This window comes from Streptomyces sp. NPDC048254, assembly GCF_043201895.1.
In the GTDB taxonomy this organism is placed as follows: Bacteria; Actinomycetota; Actinomycetes; order Streptomycetales; family Streptomycetaceae; genus Streptomyces.
On record NZ_JBICZJ010000023.1, the window covers coordinates 73258 to 97774 of the forward strand.

A 24517-nucleotide genomic window follows, 5' to 3' on the forward strand; every position below is an offset into this window, starting at 1 on the left:
TTCTTGTCGTACGACCGTCCCAGCGCGCCTAGTTGTCCCGCTCGGGTCCTTCGAAGCGCGCCTTGCCCGGGCCGTGTTCGAGGAAGGACCGCAGGCCGGTGGCGGCGTCCGCCGTCCCGAACACCCCGGTGAACAGGGACCGTTCGAGCGCGAGCCCGGCGGACAGACCGCTGTCGGCACCGTGGTCCACGGCCTCCTTGATCGCCTCCAGAGCCGCGGCGGGCCCCTCGGCGAGCCGCCGGGCGTACCGCAGGGCCGTGTCGTACACCTCGTCGGCGGGCACAACCTCGTCCACCAGTCCGAGGCGCAGCGCCTCCTCGGCGCCCACCCGACGGCCGGTCATCAGTAGGTTCTTGGCCCGCGACGGCCCGATCAGCCGGGTCAGCCGCTGGGTGCCGCCCGACCCCGGGATGATGCCGAGCTGCACTTCGGGCTGGCCGAGGAGCGCGTCGCCGGCCGCCACCCGGTAGTCGGCGGCGAGGGCCAGTTCGAGGCCGCCGCCGAGGGCGTACCCGGTGATCGCGGCGACGACAGGCACGGGCAGCCGGGCAACCTCGTCGAAGGTCCGCTGCAGCGCCCGGTTCCAGCCCCGGACCTCTTCGGGTCCCATCAGGGCCAGCGCCTTGACGTCCGCTCCCGCGGCGAAGAGCCGTTCACCGCCGTAGAGCACCACGGCCCGCACCGCGCGATCGTCCGCCAGCTCGCGCACGGCGGCGGCCAGCTCCGCGCGCTGGGCGGTGTCGAAGGCGTTCATCGGCGGGTGTTCGAGACGGACCGTGACGACGGGTCCGTCGGTGTCGAGACGGATGCGAGGCATGAGGCCCTCCTCGGTGTGGGAGCGACATGGAGCCCGCCTGGATGGTTGTCGACCAGTGGGCTCCGTCGTAAAGTGCGGCTCAACGTTTTATAGACCAAGAGGTACACTAAATCTTGGTAGCGGGCAACCGACCGGTCGGGATAATCCCGGCCGCAGAGCCGGAAGAGTCGCCGTGCACAATTTCTCGAGCATCCTCGATTACCACCTGGCCCAGCGGCCCGACGCTGTGGCCGTGACGCAGGAGGAGCGCCGCCTGACGGTGCGCGAACTCCATGAACGGGTGAACCAGCTGGCCGCGGGCCTGACGGAGCTGGGCGTCGGGCGCGGCGACGTCGTGGCCCTGCTCCTCTACAACCGGCCCGAGTTCCTGGAACTGCTCTACGCCACGAGCCGCGTCGGGGCGGTCTTCCTGCCGCTGAACTATCGCCTGTCCGAAGAGGAATGGGCGTACATCCTGGACAACGCCCAGGCGAAGGTGATCGTCACCGAGCCGGAGTTCGTGGGCGCCACAGACCGCATGGCAGGGAAACCGGTCGGCCTCGAGCACCGCGTCCTGGTGGACGGCGGGACCCCGTCCGACCAGTGGACTGGTTACGAGGCCCTCCTCGACCGGCACCGGGGCGCCCGGGTGGAGCCGGTGGACGTCGCAGCGGATGACCTCCAGCGGCTGATGTACACCTCCGGCACCACCTCACGGCCCAAGGGCGTGCGCATCACGTACGGGAACGTGCAGGCCAAGAACCTTGCCCACATCGTCCACTTCGGCCTGACCGCGGACGACACCACGCTGGTCTGCGGGCCGCTGTACCACGTGGGTGGACTGGACATGCCCGCCCTCGGGGTCCTGTACGCGGGCGGAAACGTGGTGCTCCAGCGGAAGTTCGACCCTCAGGGCGCCCTGCGCGCGATCCAGGAGCACCGGGTGACGAATGCCTGGCTGGCCCCCGCGATGGTCAACGCGGTCCTGGAGGTGCCGGACCGGGAGTCGTACGACACCAGCTCGATGCGCTTCATCCTCGGCGGCGGCGAGAAGACCCCCGAGCCGGTCCTGCGGCGCATCATGAACGCCTTCCCCAACGCCTGGTTCGCCGACGCCTACGGACTGACCGAGACCGTCTCGGGCGACACCTTCCTCGACCGGCAGCACGCGCTGTCCAAGCTCGGCTCGGTCGGCCGTCCCGTGCCGCACACGCGCGTGCGGATCGTCGACGACACCGGCGAGGAGGTCCCGGCCGGCGAGCTGGGCGAGATCACGGTGCGCGGCCCGAAGGTCTTCGCCGGCTACTGGCGTGACGAGAAGGCCACCGCCGCCGCCCTCAAGGACGGCTGGTTCCACACCGGGGACATCGGGCACGTCGACGAGGACGGCTTCCTCTTCATCGACGACCGCAAGAAGGACATGATCGTCTCCGGCGGGGAGAACATCGCCACGCCCGAGGTCGAGCGGGTGCTGTACGAACACCCCGCCGTCCTGGAGGCCGCAGTGGTCGGCCTGCCCCACCCCCGCTGGGGCGAAGTCCCGCGCGCCTTCGTGGTGTTCCGGCCCGGAGCGGGCGCCGGACCGGACGAGTTGCGGGAGTTCTGCCTGGAGCGGCTGGCCAAGTTCAAGGTGCCGGTCCGCTTCGACGTCGTCGACGAGCTTCCCCGTACCCCCTCGGGCAAGGTCCTCAAGCGGACCCTGCGCGACATCCCCGTGGAGGGCTGACCCATGGCTGACGTCAACACCGACCTGCGCCTCGACGGCAGGACCGCCTGGGTGACCGGCGCGGGCAAGGGCCTCGGCCGGGCGGTCGCGGTCGCCCTGTCCCAGGCCGGGGCCGACGTGGCGGTGACCGCCCGTACGGCCGCGGACCTGGAGAGCCTGGAGGCCGAACTCGCCGGGCACGGCGGCAAGGTGCTGGTGCTGCCCGGCTCCGTCGCCGACTCCGACGCGGTCCGCACGACGGTCGAACAGATCACCCAGGCGACGGGACGGCTGGACGCCGTCGTCAACTGCGCCGGCATCAGCCCGCACTTCACCCGCAGCGAGTTCGTCACTGACGAGGACTTCCGGCGAGTGCTCGACATCAACCTCCAGGGCACCTTCTCCTGCTGCCGTGAGGCCGGGAAGGTCATGCTGGAGCAGGGGTCCGGGTCGATCGTCAACGTCTCGTCGGTGCACGCGAGCACCGGCTTCGAGCGGATCGCCGCGTACGCCGCCAGCAAGGGCGGCGTCGAGGCGCTCACCAAGTCCCTTGCCGTCGAGTGGGCCGGCCGTGGCGTGCGGGTCAACGCCCTCGCACCCGGCTACTTCCGTACGGACCTCAGCTCAGGCCTGCTCGACAGCCGCTGGGGCGAGCGGATCGTGGGCGGCACCCCCCTGGGCCGGGTGGGCAACGTCGAGGAACTGGGCGGCGCCGCGGTATTCCTCACCTCGGACGCCTCCCGCTTCGTGACGGGGACGACCGTCACCGTGGACGGGGGCTGGACGGCGTGGTGAACGCGCCGCGGCCGGCCGGCTGACGTGGCCGGAACCGAGTCAAGCCGCCCCAGGTCTCGCTGGGGCGGCTTCCTGCCGCCCGGCCTACCCGACGACGGACGGCACGTCCCGGCGGTACGACTCCGACGCGCCGAAGAGCTCCTCGGAGACGGAACGCACCACGTTGACCACCAGCGGGGCCACGAGCTCCAGCGAGGAGCGGCCGTCCCCGACCACCGAGATAGCCCCGACCGGTCCTTCTGGCCCGCGCAGCGCGAGGCCGACGCAGCCGAGATCGGGGAAGCACTCTCCCCGGTCGATCGCCAGACCGTTGCGGCGGCGCACCAGGCCGAGCTCGCGGTGCAGTTGGTCGAGACGGCCGATGCTGTGGTGGGTGCGGCGCTCGATCACCTGCGCGTACCGCGCGTCGATCTCCTCCGGACTCAGCCAGGCGAGCATGGCCTTGCCGAGCCCCGTGCAGTGGGCGACCGCCCGGCCGCCGACCCGCGACGGGATGTCCACCGCCGCGCGTCCTCCCACCTTGTCCAGGTAGTAGATCTCCGGCCCGTCCAGCACGGCCAGGTGGACGACCATCCTGGTGCGCACGGCCAGATCCAGCAGGTGCGGTGCGGCGGCGGCCCGCAGCGCGCTGCGTCCGATCTCCCGGCCTCCCAGGCCGAGAGCCCGGGTGCCCAGCGTGTACCCGGCCACCGTGTGACACAGCCAGTCCAGTCGGACCAGCTGGTCGAGTATCCGGTGCGTGGTCGAGCGGGGCAGGTGCGTCCGGCGGGAAACCGATTCAAGAGTCAGGTGGGTCTGCGGACTCTCGAAAAGGTCCATGATCAACGTCACGCGCTCCATCATCGACGGAGGCAGCGCAGCCCCGTCGACCTCGGGGGATCGCATGCTCAGGCGAAGGGCAGACGTCATCGTCGGTGCCTCTCTGCTCAAACTGAAATCAATTCTAGTTCGGCGCCGGCGTCAAGGTACCAACGCCTCGGACCGCAGAGATAGAGTCGTGCACCGATTAATTGGGACGTTCGGTCTATTTGATGACGGACGCAAAAATGTACCGCTTCCCGGAAGAACACTTCCGGGGAGCGGCACGTCCGGTCGGCGTCAGCCGCGGGCGGTGAGGTCCAGGGCGATGTCCACGATCATGTCCTCCTGTCCGCCGACGAGGCCGCGCCTGCCGACCTCCTCCAGGATCGTGCGGGCGTCGAGGCCGTACTGCTCGGCCGCGGTCTCGGCGTGCCGCAGGAAGCTGGAGTAGGCGCCCGCGTAGCCGAGGGTGAGGGTCTCCCGGTCGACGCGCACCGGCCGGTCCTGGAGCGGGCGGACCAGGTCCTCGGCGGCGTCCTGGAGGGCGTACAGGTCACAGTCGTGCTTCCAGCCGTAGAGGTTGGCGACGGCGACGAACGGTTCGATCGGGCAGTTGCCCGCTCCCGCACCCTGTCCCGCGAGCGAGGCGTCGACCCGGGTCACCCCCTCCTCCACGGCCACCACGGAGTTGGCGACCGACAGGGAGAGGTTCTCGTGGGCGTGGATGCCGATCTGGGTCGCCGGGTCGAGGACGTCCCGGTAGGCGCGGATGCGGTCGCGTACGCCGTCCATCGTGAGCCGGCCGCCGGAGTCGGTGACGTACACGCAGTGCGCGCCGTAGGACTCCATCAGTTTGGCCTGCTCCGCGAGGGCCTGAGGGGGTGCCATGTGGGCCATCATCAGGAACCCGGAGACGTCCATGCCGAGTTCGCGGGCGGTGGAGATGTGCTGGGCCGCCACGTCCGCCTCGGTGCAGTGGGTGGCGATGCGCACCGAGCGGACGCCGAGGGTGTAGGCCCGCTTCAGTTCGACGATGGTGCCGATGCCGGGCAGGAGCAGCGAGGTGAGGACCGCGCGGTCGATGGCGTCCGCGGCCGCCTCGATCCACTCCCAGTCGGTGTTGCTGCCGGGCCCGTAGTTGAGGCTGCCGCCGGCCAGGCCGTCGCCGTGGGCGACCTCGATCGCGTCCACACCCGCCCGGTCCAGTGCCGCGGAGATCTTGGACACGAACTCGGGCGTGATCCGGTGCCGGATGGCGTGCATGCCGTCCCGGAGGGTCACGTCCTGCACGTAGAGCGTTGAGGAGTCGGTCACTTGGTCACCTCGGTGATGGCTCGCTGGGCGATGCGCTCGGCGACGCGCAGGGCGGCCGAGGTCATGATGTCGAGGTTGCCGGCGTAGGCGGGCAGGTAGTGGGCGGCGCCCTCGACCTCCAGGAAGACGGAGACCTTGGTGGCCGGCTTCTCGGAGACGTCGTCGGGCAGCAGCGTGTGGATCGGGTCCTCGGCGGGGACCGGCGTGAACTGCACCTGCTGCTTGAGCCGGTAGCCGGGCACGTACTCGGCGACCGCGGCCACCATCTCCTCGACCGAGTTCCGGACCGCGTCGTGGTCCGCGGCGCCGATCAGGCAGTACACCGTGTCCCGCATGATCAGCGGCGGCTCGGCCGGGTTCAGGACGATGATCGCCTTGCCGCGCCGGGCACCGCCCACCTTCTCGATGGCGCCGGAGGTGGTCTCGGTGAACTCGTCGATGTTGGCCCGGGTGCCGGGTCCGGCCGACCTGGAGGAGATCGAGGCGACGATCTCGGCGTAGGGCACAGGGGTGACACGGCTGACCGCGTGGACGATCGGGATGGTGGCCTGGCCACCACAGGTGACCATGTTGAAGTTGTCGACAGCGTTGTCGGCGCCGGTCAGGTGCTCGTCCAGGTTCACCGTGGGCACCACGAACGGGCCCAGGGCCGCCGGAGTGAGGTCGACGAGCCGCTTGCCGTACGGGGCGAGCTTCTTGGCGTTCTCGACATGCGCTTTCGCGGAAGTGGCGTCGAAGACGATCTCGATGTCGTCGAAGCCGTCCATGCCGATCAGGCCGTCGACGCCCTCATGGGTCGTGGGGACCTTCAGGCGGGCGGCGCGCGCCAGACCGTCCGAGGCCGGGTCGATGCCCACCATCGCGGCCATCTCCAGGGTGTCGGACAGGCGCAGAACCTTGATCATCAGGTCGGTGCCGATGTTGCCGGAGCCTATTACGGCCACCTTGGTCTTCGTCATCCTTGTCGTTCCTTGGGTGAGAAGGTCGCGGTCACCGAACCCAGGCCCGACATCTCGGCCCGTACGGTGATGCCTGGCGGAGTGGGGACGAGCGGACCGAGCGCACCGGAGAGCACGACCTGTCCGGCGCGCAGCGGATCGCCGAACTCCCGGGCGGTGCGCGCCAGCCACAGCAGCGCGGCGAACGGATCGCCCAGACAGGCCGCGCCGTCGCCCTCGGACGCGAGCTTGCCGTCGGCATACAGCCGCATGGTCACGCCCCGGGGCTCGAACTCCCCCACACCGACCTGCTGTTGACCGAGAACGAAGAGGCCGCTGGAGGCGTTGTCGGCGACCGTGTCCGTGATCGCGATGTCCCAGTCGGCCACCCGGCTGTCCACGATCTCCAGCGCGGCCACGGCGTGCCCGACCGCCGCCCGGACCCGCTCGACGTCGAGGTCGTCGTCGTCCAGGTCCTCGGCGAGCACGAAGGCGATCTCCGCCTCGACCCTGGGCTGGAGCAGCCGGTCGCTGGGGACGGCTGGCAGTCCGGTGACGTCCATGTCGTCCAGCAGGACACCGAAGTCGGGCCGGTCCACCCCTACTTGGCGTTGCACCGACTCCGACGTCAGTCCGATCTTACGGCCGACGACCCGCGCTCCGGCGGCGATCCGGTCGCCGATGACGCGCCGCTGAACGGCGTACGCGAGGCTGATGTCGCTCGCGCCGAGCAGGTCCCGTACGGGCGCACAGGGCTGGCGGTCATGGGCTGCCCTGGTGAGTCGTACGGCCGCCTCGGCCACCGCGGCTTCACGGTTCGCGACGGCCGTCGGTTCCCAAACGTCTGTCATTGCCATCCTCAACTCGTGTCGGCCTTCAGCCTGATCCGCCGTGCCGGAGGGCAGCCGAGAGCGTTCCGCTCACCGGGACTTGCCGACGCGTGGGTCTCGATGAGCGAGATGGCACAACGACGGGCCCACACCGCCTCGTTAGCGTCGTCCGGCGAACCGCTGGGCGCGCCCCGTTCGTTCCCCCCCACGCCCCACCCAGCACGGTCGGCACTCATGAGGAGGTTCGGATGAGCATCAACGAGGATGCCTACGACGTGATCGTCGTGGGGTCCGGTGGAGGCCTGGTCGGGGCGTACGTGGCGGCGTCACGCGGCCTGCGCACACTCGTCATCGAGAAGAGTGACCGGGTCGGCGGCACGATGGCCTACTCCGGCGCGGGCGTGTGGTTTCCCGGCTCCGCGCCACTGAGCCGGGCCGGCCTCGGGGACGACGTGGAGGACGTCCGGGCCTATCTGCGGGAGATCGTCGCGGACCCATCGCGGGAAGCGCTGCAGGACGCGTATCTGGCGGCCGGGCCGCGGCTGATCGACGAGCTCGAACAGAACACCTGGTTCCAGGAGTTCGTGCACGGGCCGGTTCCGGACTACTTCACGTCGGTCCCGGGAGCCTCGCCCACCGGGCACACCATCTTCCCACCGCCCCTCGAACTGGCGCAGCTCAAGGAGCACACCGGGATCGTCCGCGGGTCGCTTCCCACCGAGCGGTGGGGCTTCGACGAGGGCCCGGTCGTCTCGGGCGGCCGGGCGCTGGCCGGCCGGGCGCTGGCGGCGTTCCTGGAGACCGGCAACGGCACGCTCCGGCTGAACACCGCGCTGGAGAACCTGCTCGTCGAGGACGGCACGGTCGCCGGGATCGAGGCCGTCAGCGACGGCGTACCGGTCCGGATCCGGGCCGCACGGGGCGTGATCCTCGCGGCCGGCGGTTTCGAGCACAACCGTGAACTGCGCGAGAAGCACCAGTCGCCCCTCACCGGCGAGTGGTCGAACGGCGTCGAGTCCAACACGGGTGACGCGCTGCGAGCGGGCGTCGCCGTGGGCGCGGCCACCGACCTGCTCGACGAGGCCTGGTTCGTGGCGGGGCTGGTCCAGCCGGACGGCCGGCCCGTCTTCCACACGGGCACCCGGGGCGGCATCTGGGTCAACGGCGCGGGCGACCGCTTCGTCAATGAGACCCGGCCGTACGACCAGGTCGGGCACGAGATCCTCCGCCTGCACCGGAGCACGGGCGTCAGCCACATCCCCGCCCACTGGATCTTCGACCAGCGTCTGATGGACCGGGACAGCTTCGGCGGACCGCCCGACGAGCCGGTGCGCCCGGAGTGGCTGGAGTCGGGCGCGCTGAAGAAGGCCGACACGCTCGAGGAGCTGGCGCGGCTGATCGGTGTCCCGTTCGACGCCCTGAGCCGGAGCGTCAAGGAGTTCAACGGGTACGCGCACACCGGCGTCGACGAGAGGTTCCACCGCGGCGAGAGCGTGTGGGACCAGATGTTCCACCACATCGTCCCCTTCGCGGCCGACCCCCGGCAGAACTTCCCGGCGAAGCCGGAGACCGAGTGGCCCAACCCGCTGCTCCTGCCGATCGACACGCCGCCGTTCTACGCGGCGACCATCCTCCCGGCCGACATCGGCACCAAGGGCGGCCTCAAGACCGACCGGCACGCGCGCGTGCTGCGCCCGGACGGGCAGCCGATCCCCCGTCTCTACGCGAGCGGCAACACCGCGGCCGCGATGTCGGGACACGTCTACCCGGGCGCGGGGACCCCGATCGGTTCCAGCATCGTCTTCGCCTACCTCGCCGTCCTGGACATCGTCGGGCCGACGGACTGAACATGCGACTGTGACCCAGGACACTCACGGTGTCCTGGGTCACAGTCGCGTGTTCATGGCGCCGCGATCAGCCGCGCGGCCAGCCGCAGGTCCGCCTCGCCCTGCTCGGTGGAGATCTCCTGGGTCAGCATGGCCACGAACACCCCCCACCAGCTGTAGACGAGCAGCCGTATGCGGCTGCGTCCCGTCTCCGCGTCCGCACGGTCCCCGAGCAGGCGCAGGAGCCGCTGTCCCAGCGATCTCTCCACGATGTCGATCTGGGTCGGGACGACGCTCGCGTACTCCGTGAACGACGACAGCGCCACCGCCGAGGCCAGCAGCGGACTGCCCAGCAGCTTCCCGCTCAGGTCGATGAGCGTCTGAGCCACCTCGCCCGCGGGGTCCGTCACCTCGCCGCCCGCCGGTCCGGTGTCGCGGCCCCCGAGGAACTGGTCGATGTGCCATTCGAGGACCGAGAGGAACAGGTAGGGCTTGGAGGGGAAGTAGCGGTAGAGCGTGCCGATCGCGACGTCCGCCTCCTTGGCCACGTCGTGCATCTGCACGCTCGCCAGCCCCTCGCGCGCGCCGAGTTCGGCGGCCGCGCCCAGGATGCGGACTTTGCGGGCGGCCTGCCGGCTCGACGTCGGAGCAGCTGGTTGCCGTACCTCTGCGGGTCTCGCCACGTCGTCCCCCATGTCGTCGGCTGCTCCCGCCTTCGGCACTCAGCCGGCCTCCGGGCGGGTCAGGAAGGCCAGCACCGCGCTCTCCCAGGCAGCCTTCTGCTCGATCATCGCCCAGTGCCCGCAGTCCGGAAGCACGTGCAGTTCGGCCTTGGGGATGGTGCGCATCGGCAGCAGCGCGCTCTCCAGCGGCGTGACCCGGTCGTCCCTGCCCCAGGTCAGCAGGGTGGGCGCGGTGACCTTGTGGAGTGCGGCCCAGATCGGCTGGTCGGACTGGGACTGGGCGGCCTGGATCGCGGCCATGGCCTGACGACCGTAGATCCGGCGGGACGCCTCCAGTGTCTGAGGCTCGGTGGCGCTGACCCAGCGCTCCTCGATCAGCTCGTCGGTGAGCAGGGCCGGGTCGTGGACCATCGCCCGCAGCCACTGGAGGAGGTTGTCCTTGGTGGGGTTCTCGGCGAACTCGACCAGCAGGTTGAGTCCTTCGCTGGGCGCCGGGGAGAGAATGTTGCGGCCCACGCCGCCGATGGTCACGACCCTGCGGAACAGGTCCTTGTGGGCGACCGCGAGCCCCACGGCGATGAACCCGCCCATGGAGTTGCCGATGACGTCGACGCGGTCGAGGCCGAGACCGTCGAGGAAGCGCAGCACGGCCTTGGGGCCGGCCGCCATCGGGTTCTCGGCCGTCGGGTCGCTCACCCCGAAGCCGGGGAACTCCAGCGCCAGGCAGCGGAAGTGCTGCGCGAGCACGGGAAGGTTGCCGCGGTAGTTGCGCCAGCCGGTGACGCCCGGCCCCGACCCGTGCAGCAGGAGCAACGGGGGTCCGTCGCCCGCCTCGTGGTAGCGCAAGGTGCCTTCGTCGGTGGGGAGTTCGCGCAGGGTGTCCTCGTAGCTGAGAGTCATGACGGTCACCGTCGCACCCGTGAGGGGCTCGTCGTCGTACGTCTCCCGATCAGTGGGACGGTCCCGGCGACGGACGGGCCGGGCTGTCTAACGTCGCGAACGTACCGATTGCCGGGGGCCCGACGGGCCGCCCCGGATCTGACCAAATGTGAGGGGAGGGCCTGATGGGTGTTCGCTCACTCGGGTACCTGCGTCTGGAGTCCAACGACCTCGACAAGTGGAAGACGTTCGGAGCCGACTTCCTCGGTCTGATGCCTGTCGAGGGCGGCGACTCGGAGTCGCTGTCCTTCCGGATGGACGATTATCCGGCCCGGATCGTGGTCTCTCCGGGCGCCCAGCCCACGATGACGGCGCTCGGCTTCGAGGTCCTCGACGAGCGGGAGCTGGCGAGTCTGGTCGCGGACGTCGAGAAGGCCGGGATCAAGGTGACGGCCGGCACCGAGGCCGAGGCGGCGGAGCGGAAGGTCACCGGCTTCGTCAAGTTCAACGACCCGGGCGGCAACCCGGTCGAGCTGTTCTACGGCACGACCCTCGACCATGTGCCGGTGCAGACCCCGCTGGTCTCGGAGTTCGTCACCGGCGACATGGGCTTCGGGCACGCCATCATCTCGGCCGAGGACGCGCGGGCCACGTTCGACTTCTACGTCACCGTCCTGGGCTTCATCGAGCGCAACACCATGCGCTCCCCGGGCGGCACGACCTGGTTCATGGGCTGCAACCCCCGCCACCACACCCTCGGTGTCACGCCGATGCCGGGTCCCGGGCGGCTGCTGCACTTCATGGTCGAGGGCGCGTCCCTGGACGACGTGGGGCGGGCCCTGGACCGGGCCGCCAAGTACGAGGTGCCGATGATGCACTCGCTCGGCAAGCACACCAACGACCACATGGTGTCGTTCTACGTCTGGTCGCCGGAGAACTACGCCGTCGAGTTCGGCTGGAACGGCCTGAAGGTGCCCGAGCCCGTGCCCGTCTACGAGATCACGGACGGCGCGTTCTGGGGCCACCACTTCACCCCGCCGCCGCAGCCGGCCGGCTGAGCGCATCGGGAAACGACTGAGCCCCACGGTCCCAGGCCGTGGGGCTCAGTCGCGTCACTCGACGGTGATCGCCCGCTCCGGGCAGGCCAACTCCCCGTCGCGGGCGTCCTGTTCGAGACCCTCCGGGACTTCTCCGTCGAAGGGCAGCGCGTAGCCGTCCTCGTCCAGGCGGAAAAGCCCGGGTGCCGCCGCCGCGCACCGTGCGTGCCCCGAGCAGGACGACGTATCGATGGTGATCTTCACGTAACCACTCCTGTTCTACGGCTTGTTGGTCGAGCCCGCGTCGACGGTGAACTGCAGACCGGTGACGTACCGCGCCTCCTCCGAGGCCAGGAACAGGACGGCGTTGGACACGTCCCGCGGTTCGACGTAGGGGGCGAGGGGGTTCATCGCGGCGAGGGCGAACAGCGGTTCGCGCGCGGCGAGTTCCTCCACCGGCAGGCCGACGGTGATACCTGTCTCGCTGACGCCGGTGGGGTGGACGGTGTTCACCCGGATGCGGTGCGGGGCGAGTTCGTTGGACAGGGCCTTCATCAGGCCCACCACTCCGTGCTTGGCGGCCACGTAGTGGGCGTACGGCACATGGCCGCGGATACCGGCGGCCGAGCTGGTGATGACGATCGAACCGCCCTCCCCCGCCTCGATCATCCAGGGGATCGCGGCCCGCGCCGTGTTCCAGGCGCCCTTGAGGTTGACGTCGACGACGACCCCCCACGCCTCCTCCGACAGTTCCCAGGCCGCGCCGATGCTCATGACGCCGGCGTTGGCGACGACCACGTCGAGCCGCCCGAGCTCCTCGCGCGCCGCGTCGACGGCGGCCCGCATCTCGGCGATCGAGCGGACGTCGGCCTGTACGGCGACGCACCGCCGGCCGGTCTTCCTGACCAACTCGGCCGTTTCTTCGAGCTGTTCCTTCGTCGCCAGCGAGTACGGCAGCTCCTCGCTGATGTTGTGGCAGACGTCGGTGACGACGACGTCCGCCCCCTCCTCGGCCAGTCGTACGGCATGCGAGCGGCCCTGTCCTCGCGCCGCTCCCGTGATGAGCGCGACCTTGCCCTCCACACGTCCCATGCGGCCTCAGCCCTTCTTCGAGTGGTCGATCAGGTCCTCGGCGGCCTCGCGCAGGGCGCGCAGCCGGGACTGGAGGAGTTCGCGCTCGGCCGCGTCGGACTCGCCGTCGCCGAGTTCGGCCAGGCGTGCGTCCGTGTCGGCGATCTCGGCGAGGAGGCGGCCGTGGGCCTCCTCGCGGGTGAGCAGGTCGAGGTCGGTCCAGTCGGAGCGCTCGGTCTCCGGGCGACGGCTCATGCGGGGAGGTTGTAGAGGCGGCGGGTGTTCAGCTCCACGATCTGGTGGACCTCGTCGTCCGGCACGTCGGCGAGGACCTCGGCCGCGTACGCGCGGCTCTTGGGCCAGTAGGAGTCGGAGTGCGGGTAGTCGCATTCCCAGGTGATCTTGTCGATGCCCACGTGGTGGCGGTTCTCGATGCCGAACCGGTCGTCGATGAAGCAGCCGTGGAAGTGCTTGTGGAACAGCTCCGAGGGCCGCACGCTCTGGTTGACGTTCTGGTAGAAGCGGTGCCGCTCCCAGGTGCCGTCGCTGCGCTCCAGCAGGTACGGGATCCAGCCGATGCCGCCCTCGGAGAGGCCTATCTTCAGCTTGGGGTGCTTGTGCAGCACCGGGGAGAAGAGCAGGTCGGCGGTGGCGTACATGGCGTTGCAGCCGAACAGGGCGATCGTCACCGCGAACGGGGCTTCCTCGGCCGTCTTCGGCGGCTTGCCCGAGGTGCCGAAGTGCAGGCACAGGGGCAGGTCGGTCTCCTCGGCCGCCGAGAACATGGGGTCCCAGTAGTCGGTGTGGAAGGAGGGCAGACCGCGCGGGGCCGGGTTCTCCGGGAAGGAGATCGCCTTGGCGCCCTTGGCGGCCGTCCGGTGGATCTCGGCGACACAGGCGTCGACGTCCCACAGCGGCATGATGACCAGCGGGATCAGCCGGCCCGGCGCACTGGCGCACCACTCGTCCAGCACGAAGTCGTTCCAGGCCTGCACGCACAGCAGGGCCAGGTCGCGGTTCTTGCCGTCCAGGAAGACATGGCCCGAGAATCCCGGGAACGACGGGAAGCACAGCGCACCCCACACGCCGTCCAGGTCCATGTCGCGGATCCGGGCTTTCGGGTCGTAGCAGCCGGGGATCATCTCGTCGTAGCGCGTCGGTTCCAGGCCGAACTCCTCGGGGTCCTTGCCCGCGACGGCGTTGAGGCCGATGTAGGGATAGATCCGGCCCTCGTAGACCCACACCTCGGCCGGCGTCTGTCCCTCTCCCCGCGGCTGCTCCACGATCCGCGGCCCCGCCTGCCGGTACCTGGCCGGCAGACGGTCCGCCCACAGGTGTGGCGGCTCGATCAGATGGTCGTCGGTCGACAGCAACTTCATCCACGGCTGCAACGGCATCCTTGCGCTCCCTCGGTCTCGGGGACTCTCTAGCACCGGGCACATTGTGTGCACTGAACACGTCCCACTCAGCGGAAGCGATCACCAATATCCCGCATGATTCGGCGATCATCGAGACGCTCAGGCTTACTGCACCAGTATTCAGGCTACTCTTTTATTCGACGGAAGGAGACCCCATGGGTCGAGTGCAGGACAAGGTCGTCTTCATCACCGGCGCCGCCCGCGGACAGGGCCGGGCGCAGGCGATCCGGCTCGCCGCGGAGGGAGCCGACATCATCGCCGTGGACCTGTGCGAGGACATCGCCACCAACGGCTACCCGCTGGCCACCGACGAGGACCTGGAGGAGACGGTCCGGCAGGTCGAGAAGGCCGGGCGGCGCATCGTCGCGCGCAAGGCCGACGTACGGGATCCGGCCGCGCTCAAGGCGGCCGTCTCGGAGGGGGTGGCCGAGCTGGGGCGGCTCGACGCCGTCGTCGCCCAGGCCGGCATCTGCCCGCTGGGTCCCGGGCAGACCGCGCAGGCCTTCCTCGACGCCGTCACCGTCGACTTCAACGGCGTGGTCCACGCGGTCGACGCGGCCCTGCCCCATCTTCCCGACGGCGCCTCGATCGTCGCGACCGGATCGATCGCGGGGCTGATCCCGGCGACCACCGACAACCCGGCCAACGGGCCCGGCGGGCTGGGCTATTCGTTCGCCAAGCGTCAAGTGGCCGCTTTCGTGCACGACTTGGCGACGGTCCTCACGTCCCGGCAGATCCGGGTCAACGCGCTGCATCCCACGAACGTCAACACCGACATGCTCAACAGCGACCTCATGTACCGGTCGTTCCGGCCCGACCTGGAGAATCCCACGCGCGAGGACGCGCTGCCCTCCTTCCCCGCGACGACCGGGTTCGGCATCCCTTATGTCGAGCCGGAGAACATCGCCGACATGGTGCTGTTCCTGGTGTCGGACGAGTCGAAGTACGTCACCGGCATGCAGATGCGGGTGGACGCCGGGGGCTACGTCAAGCGCCGCCCCCAACTGCCCGCCTTCTGAGCGGGGTTCAGACCTGCGCGGTCATGTCGATGACCACCTTGCCGGTGGTGCGCCGTTGCGCCACGTCCGTCAGGGCGGACGCCACCTCGGCGAGGGGGTGGACGCGGGAGACGAGCGGGCGCATCCCGTCCCGGACCATCCGGGCGAGCGCCCGGTCGCCGGCGGCCACCGCGTCCGGGGCGTACTGGCGCAGCATGCGGATCTCGAAGCCCCGTACGACCGCGTCCTTGAGCAGCACGAGGTTGAGCGGGATCCGGGGGATCTTCCCGTCGGCGTACCCTACCGTGACGAACCGGCCACCCCGCCGCAGTGCGCGCAGGGCGGCTTCCGCGTGGTCGCCGCCCACGGGGTCGACGACGAGGTGGGCGCCCTCGCCGCCGGTCAGCTCACGGATCCGGGTCTTCAGGTCCTCGTGGACGTAGTCGACGGCGGCCTCCGCGCCGAGCTTGCGGGCGACCGCGAGCCGCTCCTGACTCGACGCCGCCGCGACGACGCGCATCCCGAGCCGGGTCGCGATGTCGACGGCCGCGGAGCCGACCCCGCCCGCGGCCCCGAGGACCGCTGTCCACTCCCCCGCCGCGCCCTGCCCGACGGTGACCAGGGAGTGGTAGGCGGTCGCGTACGTCACGTGGAAGGCGGCGGCATGGACCATGTCGAGCCCGTCGGGGACGGGGCGCAGACCCACGACGGGTACGACGACCTGCTCGGCGAACGCGCCCGTCAGCACCGCCCCGGCCACCGGCCTCCCGACCGGGGGCCCGGTCACCCCGGGCCCCAGCGCGGCCACGACGCCGGCGAACTCGCTGCCGGGGGTGAACGGCAGCGGTGCCGGCACCTGGTAGTGGTTCGCGACGAGCAGGACGTCCGGGAAGTTGACCGCGGCGGCGTGCACACGGACCAGGACCTCGCCGGGGCCGGGTTCGGGGGCGTCCAGTTCGACGACCTCCAGACCGTTCGGAGGCCCGTACTGCGTACAGCGTGCGGCTCTCATCGTGCCCTTCCGGTGGTCGGCATCGCCGGGTCGCGGGGCAGGCCCAGAACCTGTTCGGCGATGGTGTTGCGCTGGATCTCGGCGGTGCCCGCCCCGATGGTCGAGGCGCGGGTGCGCAGGAAGCCCCACACCCAGCGTCCGCGCTGGACGGCGTGCGGGTCGCGCCGGCCGAGGACGCCGTAGGGCCCCAACAACTCCAGGGCGAACTCGTGCAGTTCCTGCTCGAAGGTCACGATGAACAGCCGTGACGTCGAGGAGGCGGGCCCCGGTTCGCCCTTCGCCATGATGTCCGCGATGGTCCGCATCCCGGTGAGACGCATGATCGTCACGCGGATCTCGAAGTCCGCGAGGCGGTCGCGGACCAGGGGGTCGGCACTCGCCCCTCGTTCGTGGGCCAGCTCGATCAACTCGTCGAGCACGCGCCGGTACAGGGCTGCCTGGTTCATCGCTCCGGCGGCGCGTTCGTGGCCGAGGCTCGTGCGGACCAGTGGCCAGCCGCCGTTCTCGGGTCCGATCCGGTCGGCGACCGGGACGCGTACGTCGTCGAAGAAGATCTCGCAGAAGTGCGCGTCACCGGTGAGGTCCCGCAGCGGGCGGACGGTCACGCCGGGGGCGTGGGCGTCGATCAGGAGGTAACTGATACCGTCCTGCCGGGAGTCGGGCGGTCCGGTGCGGACGAGGGTGAAGAGGACGTCGGCGATGTCGGCCGAACTGTTCCACACCTTCTGGCCGTTGACGACGTACTCCGCGCCTTCTCTACGTGCCGTGGTGCGCAGCGCGGGGAGGTCCGAGCCCGCCTCCGGTTCGGAGTAGCCCTGCGCCCACACCGAGTCGCCGCGCAGCATGGGGCGCAGGGAGCGTTCCTTCTGCTCGGGCGTGCCGTACTTGATGAGGGTGGGCGCGGCGATGCCGAGTCCCGTGCCCAGTGGTCCGGGAACGCGGGCGCGTGCGTACTCCTCCTGGTAGATCACCTGCCGGGCGAAAGACAGGTCCATGCCACCGTACTCGCGCGGCCAGCTCGGACCGGCGTATCCGGCGTCGTACAGCGCGGCCAGCCATTTCCGCTGCCACGCGAGGCGCTCGGCGGCCTCCTTCGGGCGTCGGCCGGGGTGCTGCTCGGTCAGGAAGGCCCGCAGGCGGGTGCGGAACTGCGCGTCGGTCTCCTCCGCTGTCATCGCGGGGCCATGCGGATGGCGCCGTCGAGGCGGATCGTCTGGCCGTTGAGGTAGGGGTTCTCCAGCATCTCGACGGCGAGGCGGCCGAAGTCGTCGGGGTCGCCGAGGCGCTTGGGGTGGGGCACGGTCGCGGCGAGGCCGTCGCGGATGTCCTCGCGCAGTCGGCCGAGCATGGGGGTGTCCATGATGCCGGGGGCGATGGTGTTCACGCGGATCTGCCAGCTGGCCAGGTCGCGGGCGGCGACGAGGGTCATGCCGTGCACGCCCGCCTTGGCGGCGGTGTAGGAGGTCTGGCCGATCTGGCCGTCGAAGGCGGCTACCGAGGCGGTGAGGACCACGGCTCCGCGGTCGCCGTCGACGACCTCGTTGCCGGAGAGGCGGGCGGCGGCCAGGCGCAGCACGTTGTAGGTGCCGATCAGGTTGACCCGTATGACCTCGGCGAAGGTGTCGAGTTCGCCCGGGGTGCGGTCGCGGTCGATGATCCGGGTGCGGTCGCCGCCGCGCCCGGCGCAGTGCACGACGAAGCGCAGCGGACCGAGGTCCTGTGCGGTGTCGAGGGCGGCCGTGATCGAGGCCTCGTCGGTGACGTCGGCGGCCACGAAGCGGGCGGCGTCGCCGAGGTCGGCGACCGCCTTGACGCCCTGTTCCTCGGAGATGTCGGCCAGGACGACACGGCCGCCGCGGTCGACGACGCGGCGCGCGGTGGCCAGTCCCAGGCCGGAGGCGCCGCCGGTGACCAGCGTCGACGATCCGTCGATGTTCACATCAAACTCCTTACAAGCCCAGGGACTTGCTGATGATGGTCTTCAGGACCTCGCTGGTGCCGCCGTAGATGCGCGTCACTCGCGCGTCGGCGTACAGCCGGGCGATCGGAGACTCGAGGATGTAGCCGTATCCGCCGTGCAGTTGCAGACAGCGGTCGACCACGCGGCCCTGTGCCTCGGTGCAGAACAGCTTGGTCTTGGCAGCGTCGGCCGGGCTCAGTTCGCCGGCGACGAGCGCGGTGACCGCCGCGTCCAGCAGGGTCTGGGAGGCTTCCAGCTCGGTCGCCATGGCGGCGAGTTCGAACTTGGTGTTCTGGAAGTGGGCGACCGGTTTGCCGAACACGGTGCGGTCGCGGACGTAGGTGATGGTCAGGTCGATCGCGGCACGCGTCTGGGCGACGGCACCGACCGCGATGGCCAGCCGCTCCTGGGCGAGGTTCTGGCCGAGGAGGGTGAAGGCGGCGCCTTCCTCACCGAGGAGGTTGGCGACGGGCACACGGACGTCGTCGAAGGCCAGCTCCACCGTGTCCTGCACGGCGAGGCCGATCTTCTCCAGCGTGCGCCCGACGGTGAATCCGGGCGTGCCCTTCTCCACCACGAGCAGGGACAGTCCGGCGCGCCGGTTGTCCGCGTCGGTGGCGGTGCGGGCCACGACGATCATCAGGTCGGCGTGGTGACCGCCGGTGATGAAGGTCTTGGCACCGTTGAGAAGGTAGTGGTCGCCGTCGCGGACCGCCTTTGTCGTGACACCGGCCAGGTCGGAGCCCGTACCCGGTTCGCTCATCGCGATCGCGGTGTACAGGTCGCCCGAGGCCAGTCCCGGCAACCAGCGGGCCCGCTGCTCGGCGTTCGCGAGACCCGTGAAGTACGGGACCACGATGTCGAGATGGGTACGCAGGCCGCCCAGTGTGACGCCCGCGCGGGCGCACTCCTCCTGGATGACGACGTTGAAGCGGTAGTCGTCCTGGCCGCCTCCGCCGTACTCCTCGGGTACGGCCGTGCCGATGATGCCGAGCTTGCCCATCGCGGTGAACAGCTCGCGGGGGACGAGACCGGCGCGTCGCCAGTCCTCGTAGACCGGAAGCACCTCGCGGGCGAGGAAGTCGCGGACCAGGAGGCGGAAATCCTCGTGGTCCTGCGCGTACAGGGTCCGGCGCATCGAATCTCCTTCGATCGGGACCCTATTGAGTATACGGAATTAGGCGACGCGGTCCAGGAGATTCAGCGTTTTACCGGCGCATGATCAGTGCCACCAGGGAATGAGTGCATCCAAATGGCGCCGCATCCGGTGGCGGGCGACCCCCGCGTCGCCCTGCACGATCGCGTCGAGGATGCGCTGGTGCACGTGCTGGACCTCGTCGGCGGCCGTGTCTCCGGGCAGCGGCTGGTCATGGCCGGATGCGTGCCGGCGGAACAGCTCGGTGATGATGGCGAGGAAGAGCGACAGCACCGGGTTGTCGGCCAGGGCCGCCAGTTCGGAGTGGAACAGGTCCGCCTTGCGCGGGTCGTCGGCCGGGCCCTCGGTGGCCCACCGGACGGCCTTCGCCAGGCGCTCGGCGACCACGGCGTCGCCTCCGGCGTGCCGCGCGGTCACCCGGGCCACGATGCCGAGCTCGATGGCGTTGCGGACGATCCGCAGGTCGTCCGCCGCGACGCCCTGGTACTCCAGGAAGAGCGCCATCGTGTCGATGCTGGCCTGCGGTTCGGGCTCGGTAACGACGAGTCCGCCGCCGGGGCCGCGGCGCATCCGGGCGACCTGGTGGTACTCCAGCAGCCGTACGGCCTCCCGCAGGACGGCCCGGCTGATCTCGTAGCGGGACAGCAGATCCGTCTCCGAACCGAGGACCATGCCGACCTGCCAGCCCCGCGCGGCGATGTCGTCATGGATGCGGGCGGCCACCACCTCGGCGAGCTTGGCCCGCGGCCCCTCGACCAGTTCCGGCTCGACCACACTCCCCGAGATCCGCTGCCCGCGGCGCACCCGGTGCTTCTCGATCCAGCCGGCCACCGACTCCAGATGGGCGGTCAGCTCGGTCTGCGCGCGGGCCCCGTCGTCGGCGACGACGGCGTCGACGACGGCTTGGTGCTCGCGGTGCGAGGTCTCCTTCGCCATGTGCATCTCCGCTTTGGAGATGCGTCGGGAGGTGTGCGCGTACCGGGCGGTGAGTCGGGTGAGCACGTCGATGAACAGGTGCAGCACCGGGTTGCCCGACAGCTGCCCGAGCACCGGGTGCAGGGGGTCCTGGGAATGGACCGACGGGTCGTCCCAGTGGGCGAGTTCGGAGTCGAGGGTGGCGCGCAGGGTGGTGATGCCCTCTTCGGTGATCCGGTCGGCGGCGAGGCCCGCGGCGATCGGTTCGAGGAGCTGGCGGGCCTGGAGCAGGTCGGTGACGCTGGTGCCGACGTATTCGAGGTAGATCACCATGGCCCGGGTCGCCGGTCCCGCGTCGGGGGCGCAGACGATCAGGCCGCCGTTCGGGCCGCGCCGCATTCTGGCGACCTGGTGGTGCTCGACCAGCCGTACGGCCTCGCGCAGCACCGCACGGCTCACCCCGAGCTGCTCCCGCAGGTCCACCTCGGAGCCCAGCGAATCACCCACGGGCCAGCCCTGACGGATCACGGTCGCCTCGATGCGCCGCGCGGTCTGCGCGGCCAGCTTCCCGACCGGAATACCGGTCTCGCCGTCGGCGGGCTCGCGGTCGACGGCAGTCGCCATGGGCCAACTCCTCTGCGGGGATATTGCGGATCCCCAGTCTATTCGCCACGGACACCGGGCACTGGCAGACGGGCCAACACCATGGTTAAAGTATACTCATTTCGCGCCATGGTCGCAGGATGACCCGCCCCGTGGCCGCAGGACGACAAGGAGCCGACAGCGATGCGACTGGAGTCCACGCCCGAGCTGGAGGTGTTCCGCCGGAAGGTGCGCGCCTTCGTGACGGAGCACGCGCCCGGCGTCAAGGCACACTCCGGGGTGCGCGCCCCGGAGCCCGAGCTGATGCCGGCGATCCGGGAGTGGACCGCGAGGCTCTACGAGGCGGGCCTCCTCGGCATCGACTGGCCCGTCGAGTACGGCGGCCGGCCCGACGCCCATCCGCTCGAACCGTCCGTCGTCGCCGAGGAGATCGCCCGCGCCCGCACCTGGCCGCCCGTCGGCGCGGCCTCCCTGGCCTCGGCGGCCCTCATCGAATTCGGCACCGACGGACAGCGGGCGCGATTCCTGCCCCGCATCCGCAGGTGCGCAGACGTGTGGTGCCAGCTCTTCAGCGAGCCCGAGGCAGGCAGCGACCTGGCGGCGCTGCGCACCCGGGCACGCCTTGAGGGCGAGGGAGAGAAGGCGGTGTTCGTCGTGGACGGCCAGAAGGTGTGGACGACCAACGGCCAGCACGCCGACATGGGGTACCTGCTCGCCCGCACCGACGCCGACGCCCCGAAGCACAAGGGCATCACGGCGTTCGCACTGGACATGCGCAGCCCGGGGGTCGACGTGCGGCCCCTGAGGGAGATCACCGGGACCACCGACTTCAACGAGGTCTTCCTCGACGCCGTCCGGATCCCGGCCGCGAACGTGATCGGCCGGGTGAACGACGGCTGGCGGGTGGCGATGAGCAGCCTCGGCCGGGAACGCTCCGGGGTGGCCGCGCGCGGCGCCGAACTGGCCGCCGTACTGGACGACCTGGTGCGGCTCGCGGAGCGGACACCGGTCACGCTCGACGACTCCGCCACCCGGCAGACTCTCGGCGAACTCGCCGCCCGGGTCCACGTGAACGCCGCGATGATCGGCCTCGCCCAGTCACGGATGCTGCACGGCACGGAACAGCCGGCCGACGCCCTCCTCGGCAAGATCTTCTTCAGCGAACTCAACCACGACCTCGCCGACTTCGGCCTGCGCCTGCAGGGCACCGACGGCCTGCTCACCGAGGAGGACCCGGGGGCGACGGCCGACGGCTGGTGGCAGGACGCCCATCTGTACTCGCGCGCGTACACGATCGCGGGCGGAGCCAACGAGGTCCTGCGGACCCAGATCGCCGAGCGGGGCCTGGGTCTGCCACGCGAGTCCCGTTGACCTTCGTCCGTCCGTCCCGCCCGGACGGTTTCATTGATTGTACCGACCGGTCGGCGTAATGTTTCGCCGACGCAACGCGAAGGCGAGGAACCATGGCTGAGAACGTGTCCGGAACCGACATCGCCGAGGAACTTCCGGAATTCCCCTCCCCCCGGTCGGGCCAGTGCCCGTTCGCGCCGCCGCCAGGCCTGCTCGAGCTGCACGACTCGGGTAAATCCGTGCAGCGCGCCAGGACCTGGGACGGCACCGCTCCGTGGGTCGTCACGTCCCACGCCGCGCAGCGCCAGTTGATGACCGACCCTCGGCTCAGCGCCAACATCGGCGCGCCCGGCTACCCGCACACGACCGAGGCCATGAAGGCGCACGCCGCCCAGACGCAGCCGATGATCAACAACGCCGACGGGGCCGAGCACACGCGCTGGCGCCGGATGCTGTCGAACTCCTTCACCCGCCATCGGATGGAGAAGCTCCGCCCGGAGATCCAGCAGATCACCGACGACCTGATCGACAGGATGCTGGCGGGACCGAAGCCGGTCGACCTCAACGAGGCCCTGTCCCTGCCGCTGCCGTCGCTGATGATCTGCGCGCTGCTCGGGGTGCCGTACGAGGACCACGACTTCTTCCAGAAGCACGCCGGCGTCACCAACGCGCGCTTCAAGACGCCTGAGGAAGCCGCTCGGTCGACGGCCGATCTGCGCCACTACATCACCGGCCTGATCGAGGCCAAGACGGCCGATCCCGGCGAGGACGTGCTGTCCGACCTCGGTGCCAAGGTGCAGGAGGGCGTACTCACCATGCCCGACGCCGCCGCGCTCGGGCACATCCTGCTGGTGGCCGGCCACGACACCAGCGCCAACATGATCACGCTGGGCACCGCGCTGCTGCTGGAGAACCCCGAGCAGCTCGCAGGGCTGCGGGAGCACGACGACGACCCGAAGTACGTGCAGAACGCCGTCGAGGAACTGCTGCGGTACCTCACCATCCCGCATCTGCTGGCCCGGCGGGCGGTGCTGGACGACATCGAGTTCGAGGGTGAGACCATCCGCGCGGGCGAGGGAGTCATCGCGTCGCTGCCCGCGGCCAACTGGGACCCGCAGGCGTTCCCCGAGCCCGAGAAGCTCGATCTCACCCGCGCCGCGGCGCATCACCACGCGTTCGGCTGGGGCCCGCACCAGTGCGTCGGCCAGCAGCTGGCCCGCATCGAACTGCATGTCGTCTTCAGCACCCTGTTCCGCCGGGTGCCGACCCTGCGCCTCGCGGTCGACGTCTCGGAGCTGAGGTTCAAGGAGGACTCGCAGGCGTACGGCATCTACGAGCTGCCCGTCACCTGGTAACCGACCACCCGCACAAGGAGTCACCTCCATGACCACCATGAAGTCCGTCCTGAGCGGCGCGAAGAACGAGATCGAGGTCGTGGAGGTCGAGCGCCCCGCGCCCGGCCCCAAGGACGCGCTCGTCCGGATCCGCGCCTGTGGCATCTGCGGCACCGACACGTTCTTCGTCCAGATGGGCGGCACCCCCTACAACAACCCCGACGGCTCGGTGGTCCCGCTGCCACTCGGCCACGAACCCGCCGGCGAGGTCGTCGAGGTGGGCGCCGAGGTCACCGGCCTGAAGGTCGGCGACCGGGTGGTCGTCAACCCACAGGGGGCGCCGTCCGGCATCATCGGCTGCGGCGGTTCGCTGGGCGGGATGAACGAGTACCTGCTCATCGAGAACGCCGTACCGGGCGAGAGCGTGGCGGTGTTCCCCGACGAGCTGCCCTTCGACGTGGCCGCGCTCAACGAACCCATGGCCGTCGCCCGGCACTGTGTGAACCGCTCCGCGGCGAAGCCCACCGACAAGGTCGCCATCTTCGGCGCCGGGCCCATCGGGCTGGGCGCCGCCATCTGGCTCAAGCTGCGCGGCGTCGAGCACGTGGTGGTCGTCGACATCATCCCCGAGCGCCTGGAAACCGCGCTGGCGGTCGGCGCCGACGCCGTCGTCAACTCCAGGACCGAGGACGTCATCGCCCGGCTGACCGAGCTGCACGGCGAGGCGGCCAACGCGCTCGGGCAAGCGCGCGCGGGCACCGACATCTACATCGACGCCGCCGGCGCCCCGGCCGTCTTCCAGGCAGTCGTCGACGCCGCGAAGTGGAAGGCGAAGCTGGTCATGGTCGCCGTACAGAAGAAGTCCGACGCGATCGACCTCGGCGGGATGCTCCGCAGCGAGCTCACGCTCATCGCCTCGCAGGGCTATCCCACCGAGATCTTCGAGATCACCGCCGAACTCGCCACGTACAAGGACCGGTTCGCCAAGCTCATCAGCCACCGGGTGCCGTTCGACGAGGTCGACCGGGCCTTCGCGCTCGCGCTGACGCCCGGGGCCGCGGAGAAGGTCGTCGTCACCTTCGGCCCCGCCTGAGCG

The 24517-nt window shown here is 70.3% G+C and carries 24 protein-coding genes; 8 read left to right on the plus strand and 16 right to left on the minus strand.

Features of this window, described 5'->3' with window-relative positions:
- Positions 1 to 28: 28 nt before the first annotated feature.
- Positions 29 to 817, minus strand: a complete 789-nt coding sequence (locus tag ACGFZQ_RS43760) for an enoyl-CoA hydratase/isomerase family protein (RefSeq protein WP_393845135.1) — start codon at positions 815 to 817, stop codon at positions 29 to 31.
- A 172-nt stretch (positions 818 to 989) separates the two neighbouring features.
- Here ACGFZQ_RS43760 and ACGFZQ_RS43765 point away from each other — a divergent pair, with 172 nt between their 5' ends.
- Entirely contained in the window at positions 990 to 2522 is a 1533-nt protein-coding gene (locus ACGFZQ_RS43765; protein WP_393845136.1) for a long-chain fatty acid--CoA ligase, read from the plus strand.
- A gap of 3 nt (positions 2523 to 2525) precedes the next feature.
- Positions 2526 to 3296, plus strand: a complete 771-nt coding sequence (locus ACGFZQ_RS43770) for an SDR family NAD(P)-dependent oxidoreductase (RefSeq protein WP_393845137.1) — start codon at positions 2526 to 2528, stop codon at positions 3294 to 3296.
- An 84-nt stretch (positions 3297 to 3380) separates the two neighbouring features.
- Here the strand turns inward: ACGFZQ_RS43770 and ACGFZQ_RS43775 are convergent, their stop codons facing one another.
- From ACGFZQ_RS43775 to ACGFZQ_RS43790, 4 genes are all read right to left on the minus strand, one after another.
- Positions 3381 to 4181 carry an IclR family transcriptional regulator gene (locus ACGFZQ_RS43775; protein WP_393845138.1) on the minus strand — a complete coding sequence of 267 codons (801 nt, stop codon included), beginning with the start codon at positions 4179 to 4181 and terminating at the stop codon, positions 3381 to 3383.
- 213 nt (positions 4182 to 4394) lie between these two features.
- On the minus strand, positions 4395 to 5411 hold the full coding sequence (gene dmpG, locus ACGFZQ_RS43780; protein WP_393845139.1) for a 4-hydroxy-2-oxovalerate aldolase: 1017 nt from the start codon (positions 5409 to 5411) through the stop codon (positions 4395 to 4397).
- Positions 5408 to 6370, minus strand: coding sequence for an acetaldehyde dehydrogenase (acetylating) (locus ACGFZQ_RS43785; RefSeq protein ID WP_393845140.1), 963 nt, complete (start codon positions 6368 to 6370; stop codon positions 5408 to 5410). The genes dmpG and ACGFZQ_RS43785 overlap by 4 nt, the downstream gene beginning before the upstream one ends.
- A complete protein-coding gene (locus tag ACGFZQ_RS43790; protein WP_393845141.1) occupies positions 6367 to 7200 on the minus strand; it encodes a 2-keto-4-pentenoate hydratase in 834 nt (277 codons plus the stop codon). The genes ACGFZQ_RS43785 and ACGFZQ_RS43790 overlap by 4 nt, the downstream gene beginning before the upstream one ends.
- Positions 7201 to 7427: 227 nt before the next feature.
- On the opposite strand from ACGFZQ_RS43790, the gene ACGFZQ_RS43795 reads away from it, so the two are divergent.
- Positions 7428 to 9026, plus strand: a complete 1599-nt coding sequence (locus ACGFZQ_RS43795) for an FAD-binding protein (RefSeq protein WP_393845142.1) — start codon at positions 7428 to 7430, stop codon at positions 9024 to 9026.
- A gap of 53 nt (positions 9027 to 9079) precedes the next feature.
- Here the strand turns inward: ACGFZQ_RS43795 and ACGFZQ_RS43800 are convergent, their stop codons facing one another.
- Positions 9080 to 9688 carry a TetR/AcrR family transcriptional regulator gene (locus ACGFZQ_RS43800; RefSeq protein ID WP_393845143.1) on the minus strand — a complete coding sequence of 203 codons (609 nt, stop codon included), beginning with the start codon at positions 9686 to 9688 and terminating at the stop codon, positions 9080 to 9082.
- 39 nt (positions 9689 to 9727) lie between these two features.
- Positions 9728 to 10588 carry an alpha/beta fold hydrolase gene (locus ACGFZQ_RS43805; protein ID WP_393845144.1) on the minus strand — a complete coding sequence of 287 codons (861 nt, stop codon included), beginning with the start codon at positions 10586 to 10588 and terminating at the stop codon, positions 9728 to 9730.
- A gap of 164 nt (positions 10589 to 10752) precedes the next feature.
- On the opposite strand from ACGFZQ_RS43805, the gene ACGFZQ_RS43810 reads away from it, so the two are divergent.
- A complete protein-coding gene (locus ACGFZQ_RS43810; protein ID WP_393845145.1) occupies positions 10753 to 11625 on the plus strand; it encodes a VOC family protein in 873 nt (290 codons plus the stop codon).
- Positions 11626 to 11679: 54 nt separating this feature from the next.
- Here ACGFZQ_RS43810 and ACGFZQ_RS43815 read toward each other — a convergent pair whose 3' ends face one another.
- Genes ACGFZQ_RS43815 through ACGFZQ_RS43830 form a run of 4 tightly spaced genes read right to left on the minus strand, consistent with a single transcriptional unit; the run spans position 11680 to position 14072 of the window.
- Entirely contained in the window at positions 11680 to 11868 is a 189-nt protein-coding gene (locus ACGFZQ_RS43815; RefSeq protein ID WP_393845146.1) for a ferredoxin, read from the minus strand.
- A gap of 15 nt (positions 11869 to 11883) precedes the next feature.
- Complete coding sequence (locus ACGFZQ_RS43820; RefSeq protein ID WP_393845147.1) at positions 11884 to 12696, minus strand: mycofactocin-coupled SDR family oxidoreductase; 813 nt, start codon at positions 12694 to 12696, stop codon at positions 11884 to 11886.
- A gap of 6 nt (positions 12697 to 12702) precedes the next feature.
- The gene (locus ACGFZQ_RS43825; RefSeq protein WP_393845148.1) at positions 12703 to 12930 is read right to left on the minus strand and encodes a hypothetical protein; all 228 of its coding nucleotides are present in this window, start codon (positions 12928 to 12930) and stop codon (positions 12703 to 12705) included.
- A complete protein-coding gene (locus tag ACGFZQ_RS43830; protein WP_393845149.1) occupies positions 12927 to 14072 on the minus strand; it encodes an amidohydrolase family protein in 1146 nt (381 codons plus the stop codon). The genes ACGFZQ_RS43825 and ACGFZQ_RS43830 overlap by 4 nt, the downstream gene beginning before the upstream one ends.
- A 176-nt stretch (positions 14073 to 14248) precedes the next feature.
- Here ACGFZQ_RS43830 and ACGFZQ_RS43835 point away from each other — a divergent pair, with 176 nt between their 5' ends.
- Positions 14249 to 15112, plus strand: coding sequence for a mycofactocin-coupled SDR family oxidoreductase (locus ACGFZQ_RS43835; RefSeq protein WP_393845150.1), 864 nt, complete (start codon positions 14249 to 14251; stop codon positions 15110 to 15112).
- A gap of 7 nt (positions 15113 to 15119) precedes the next feature.
- Here the strand turns inward: ACGFZQ_RS43835 and ACGFZQ_RS43840 are convergent, their stop codons facing one another.
- The 5 genes from ACGFZQ_RS43840 to ACGFZQ_RS43860 all read right to left on the minus strand — a co-directional run bounded on the left by ACGFZQ_RS43840 (position 15120) and on the right by ACGFZQ_RS43860 (position 20758).
- On the minus strand, positions 15120 to 16103 hold the full coding sequence (locus ACGFZQ_RS43840) for an NADPH:quinone oxidoreductase family protein (protein WP_393845151.1): 984 nt from the start codon (positions 16101 to 16103) through the stop codon (positions 15120 to 15122).
- Entirely contained in the window at positions 16100 to 17278 is a 1179-nt protein-coding gene (locus ACGFZQ_RS43845) for an acyl-CoA dehydrogenase family protein (RefSeq protein ID WP_393845152.1), read from the minus strand. Before ACGFZQ_RS43845 ends, ACGFZQ_RS43840 begins: the two co-directional genes overlap by 4 nt.
- Entirely contained in the window at positions 17275 to 18042 is a 768-nt protein-coding gene (locus tag ACGFZQ_RS43850; protein ID WP_393845153.1) for an SDR family NAD(P)-dependent oxidoreductase, read from the minus strand. The genes ACGFZQ_RS43845 and ACGFZQ_RS43850 overlap by 4 nt, the downstream gene beginning before the upstream one ends.
- Before the next feature lie 10 nt (positions 18043 to 18052).
- Entirely contained in the window at positions 18053 to 19201 is a 1149-nt protein-coding gene (locus tag ACGFZQ_RS43855; RefSeq protein WP_393845154.1) for an acyl-CoA dehydrogenase family protein, read from the minus strand.
- Between the two features lie 84 nt (positions 19202 to 19285).
- A complete protein-coding gene (locus tag ACGFZQ_RS43860; protein ID WP_393845155.1) occupies positions 19286 to 20758 on the minus strand; it encodes a FadR/GntR family transcriptional regulator in 1473 nt (490 codons plus the stop codon).
- 162 nt (positions 20759 to 20920) lie between these two features.
- On the opposite strand from ACGFZQ_RS43860, the gene ACGFZQ_RS43865 reads away from it, so the two are divergent.
- The 3 genes from ACGFZQ_RS43865 to ACGFZQ_RS43875 all read left to right on the plus strand — a co-directional run bounded on the left by ACGFZQ_RS43865 (position 20921) and on the right by ACGFZQ_RS43875 (position 24514).
- The gene (locus ACGFZQ_RS43865; protein WP_393845156.1) at positions 20921 to 22108 is read left to right on the plus strand and encodes an acyl-CoA dehydrogenase family protein; all 1188 of its coding nucleotides are present in this window, start codon (positions 20921 to 20923) and stop codon (positions 22106 to 22108) included.
- Between the two features lie 92 nt (positions 22109 to 22200).
- The gene (locus ACGFZQ_RS43870) at positions 22201 to 23442 is read left to right on the plus strand and encodes a cytochrome P450 (RefSeq protein ID WP_393845157.1); all 1242 of its coding nucleotides are present in this window, start codon (positions 22201 to 22203) and stop codon (positions 23440 to 23442) included.
- Between the two features lie 28 nt (positions 23443 to 23470).
- Positions 23471 to 24514: a zinc-binding dehydrogenase gene (locus ACGFZQ_RS43875; RefSeq protein ID WP_393845158.1), complete on the plus strand. Its 1044-nt coding sequence runs from the start codon at positions 23471 to 23473 to the stop codon at positions 24512 to 24514.
- The last annotated feature ends 3 nt before the right edge of the window (positions 24515 to 24517 follow it).

Coding starts and splice junctions, on each gene's coding strand:
- ACGFZQ_RS43810 (WP_393845145.1), top strand. CDS start 10,753: ATGGGTGTTCGCTCACTCGGGTACCTGCGTCTGGAGTCCAACGACCTC.
- ACGFZQ_RS43860 (WP_393845155.1), bottom strand. CDS start 20,758: ATGGCGACTGCCGTCGACCGCGAGCCCGCCGACGGCGAGACCGGTATT.
- ACGFZQ_RS43870 (WP_393845157.1), top strand. CDS start 22,201: ATGGCTGAGAACGTGTCCGGAACCGACATCGCCGAGGAACTTCCGGAA.
- ACGFZQ_RS43760 (WP_393845135.1), bottom strand. CDS start 817: ATGCCTCGCATCCGTCTCGACACCGACGGACCCGTCGTCACGGTCCGT.
- ACGFZQ_RS43855 (WP_393845154.1), bottom strand. CDS start 19,201: ATGCGCCGGACCCTGTACGCGCAGGACCACGAGGATTTCCGCCTCCTG.
- ACGFZQ_RS43840 (WP_393845151.1), bottom strand. CDS start 16,103: ATGAGAGCCGCACGCTGTACGCAGTACGGGCCTCCGAACGGTCTGGAG.
- ACGFZQ_RS43835 (WP_393845150.1), top strand. CDS start 14,249: ATGGGTCGAGTGCAGGACAAGGTCGTCTTCATCACCGGCGCCGCCCGC.
- ACGFZQ_RS43845 (WP_393845152.1), bottom strand. CDS start 17,278: ATGACAGCGGAGGAGACCGACGCGCAGTTCCGCACCCGCCTGCGGGCC.
- ACGFZQ_RS43875 (WP_393845158.1), top strand. CDS start 23,471: ATGACCACCATGAAGTCCGTCCTGAGCGGCGCGAAGAACGAGATCGAG.
- ACGFZQ_RS43770 (WP_393845137.1), top strand. CDS start 2,526: ATGGCTGACGTCAACACCGACCTGCGCCTCGACGGCAGGACCGCCTGG.
- ACGFZQ_RS43785 (WP_393845140.1), bottom strand. CDS start 6,370: ATGACGAAGACCAAGGTGGCCGTAATAGGCTCCGGCAACATCGGCACC.
- ACGFZQ_RS43825 (WP_393845148.1), bottom strand. CDS start 12,930: ATGAGCCGTCGCCCGGAGACCGAGCGCTCCGACTGGACCGACCTCGAC.
- ACGFZQ_RS43795 (WP_393845142.1), top strand. CDS start 7,428: ATGAGCATCAACGAGGATGCCTACGACGTGATCGTCGTGGGGTCCGGT.
- ACGFZQ_RS43805 (WP_393845144.1), bottom strand. CDS start 10,588: ATGACTCTCAGCTACGAGGACACCCTGCGCGAACTCCCCACCGACGAA.
- ACGFZQ_RS43790 (WP_393845141.1), bottom strand. CDS start 7,200: ATGACAGACGTTTGGGAACCGACGGCCGTCGCGAACCGTGAAGCCGCG.
- ACGFZQ_RS43865 (WP_393845156.1), top strand. CDS start 20,921: ATGCGACTGGAGTCCACGCCCGAGCTGGAGGTGTTCCGCCGGAAGGTG.
- ACGFZQ_RS43830 (WP_393845149.1), bottom strand. CDS start 14,072: ATGCCGTTGCAGCCGTGGATGAAGTTGCTGTCGACCGACGACCATCTG.
- ACGFZQ_RS43775 (WP_393845138.1), bottom strand. CDS start 4,181: ATGCGATCCCCCGAGGTCGACGGGGCTGCGCTGCCTCCGTCGATGATG.
- ACGFZQ_RS43820 (WP_393845147.1), bottom strand. CDS start 12,696: ATGGGACGTGTGGAGGGCAAGGTCGCGCTCATCACGGGAGCGGCGCGA.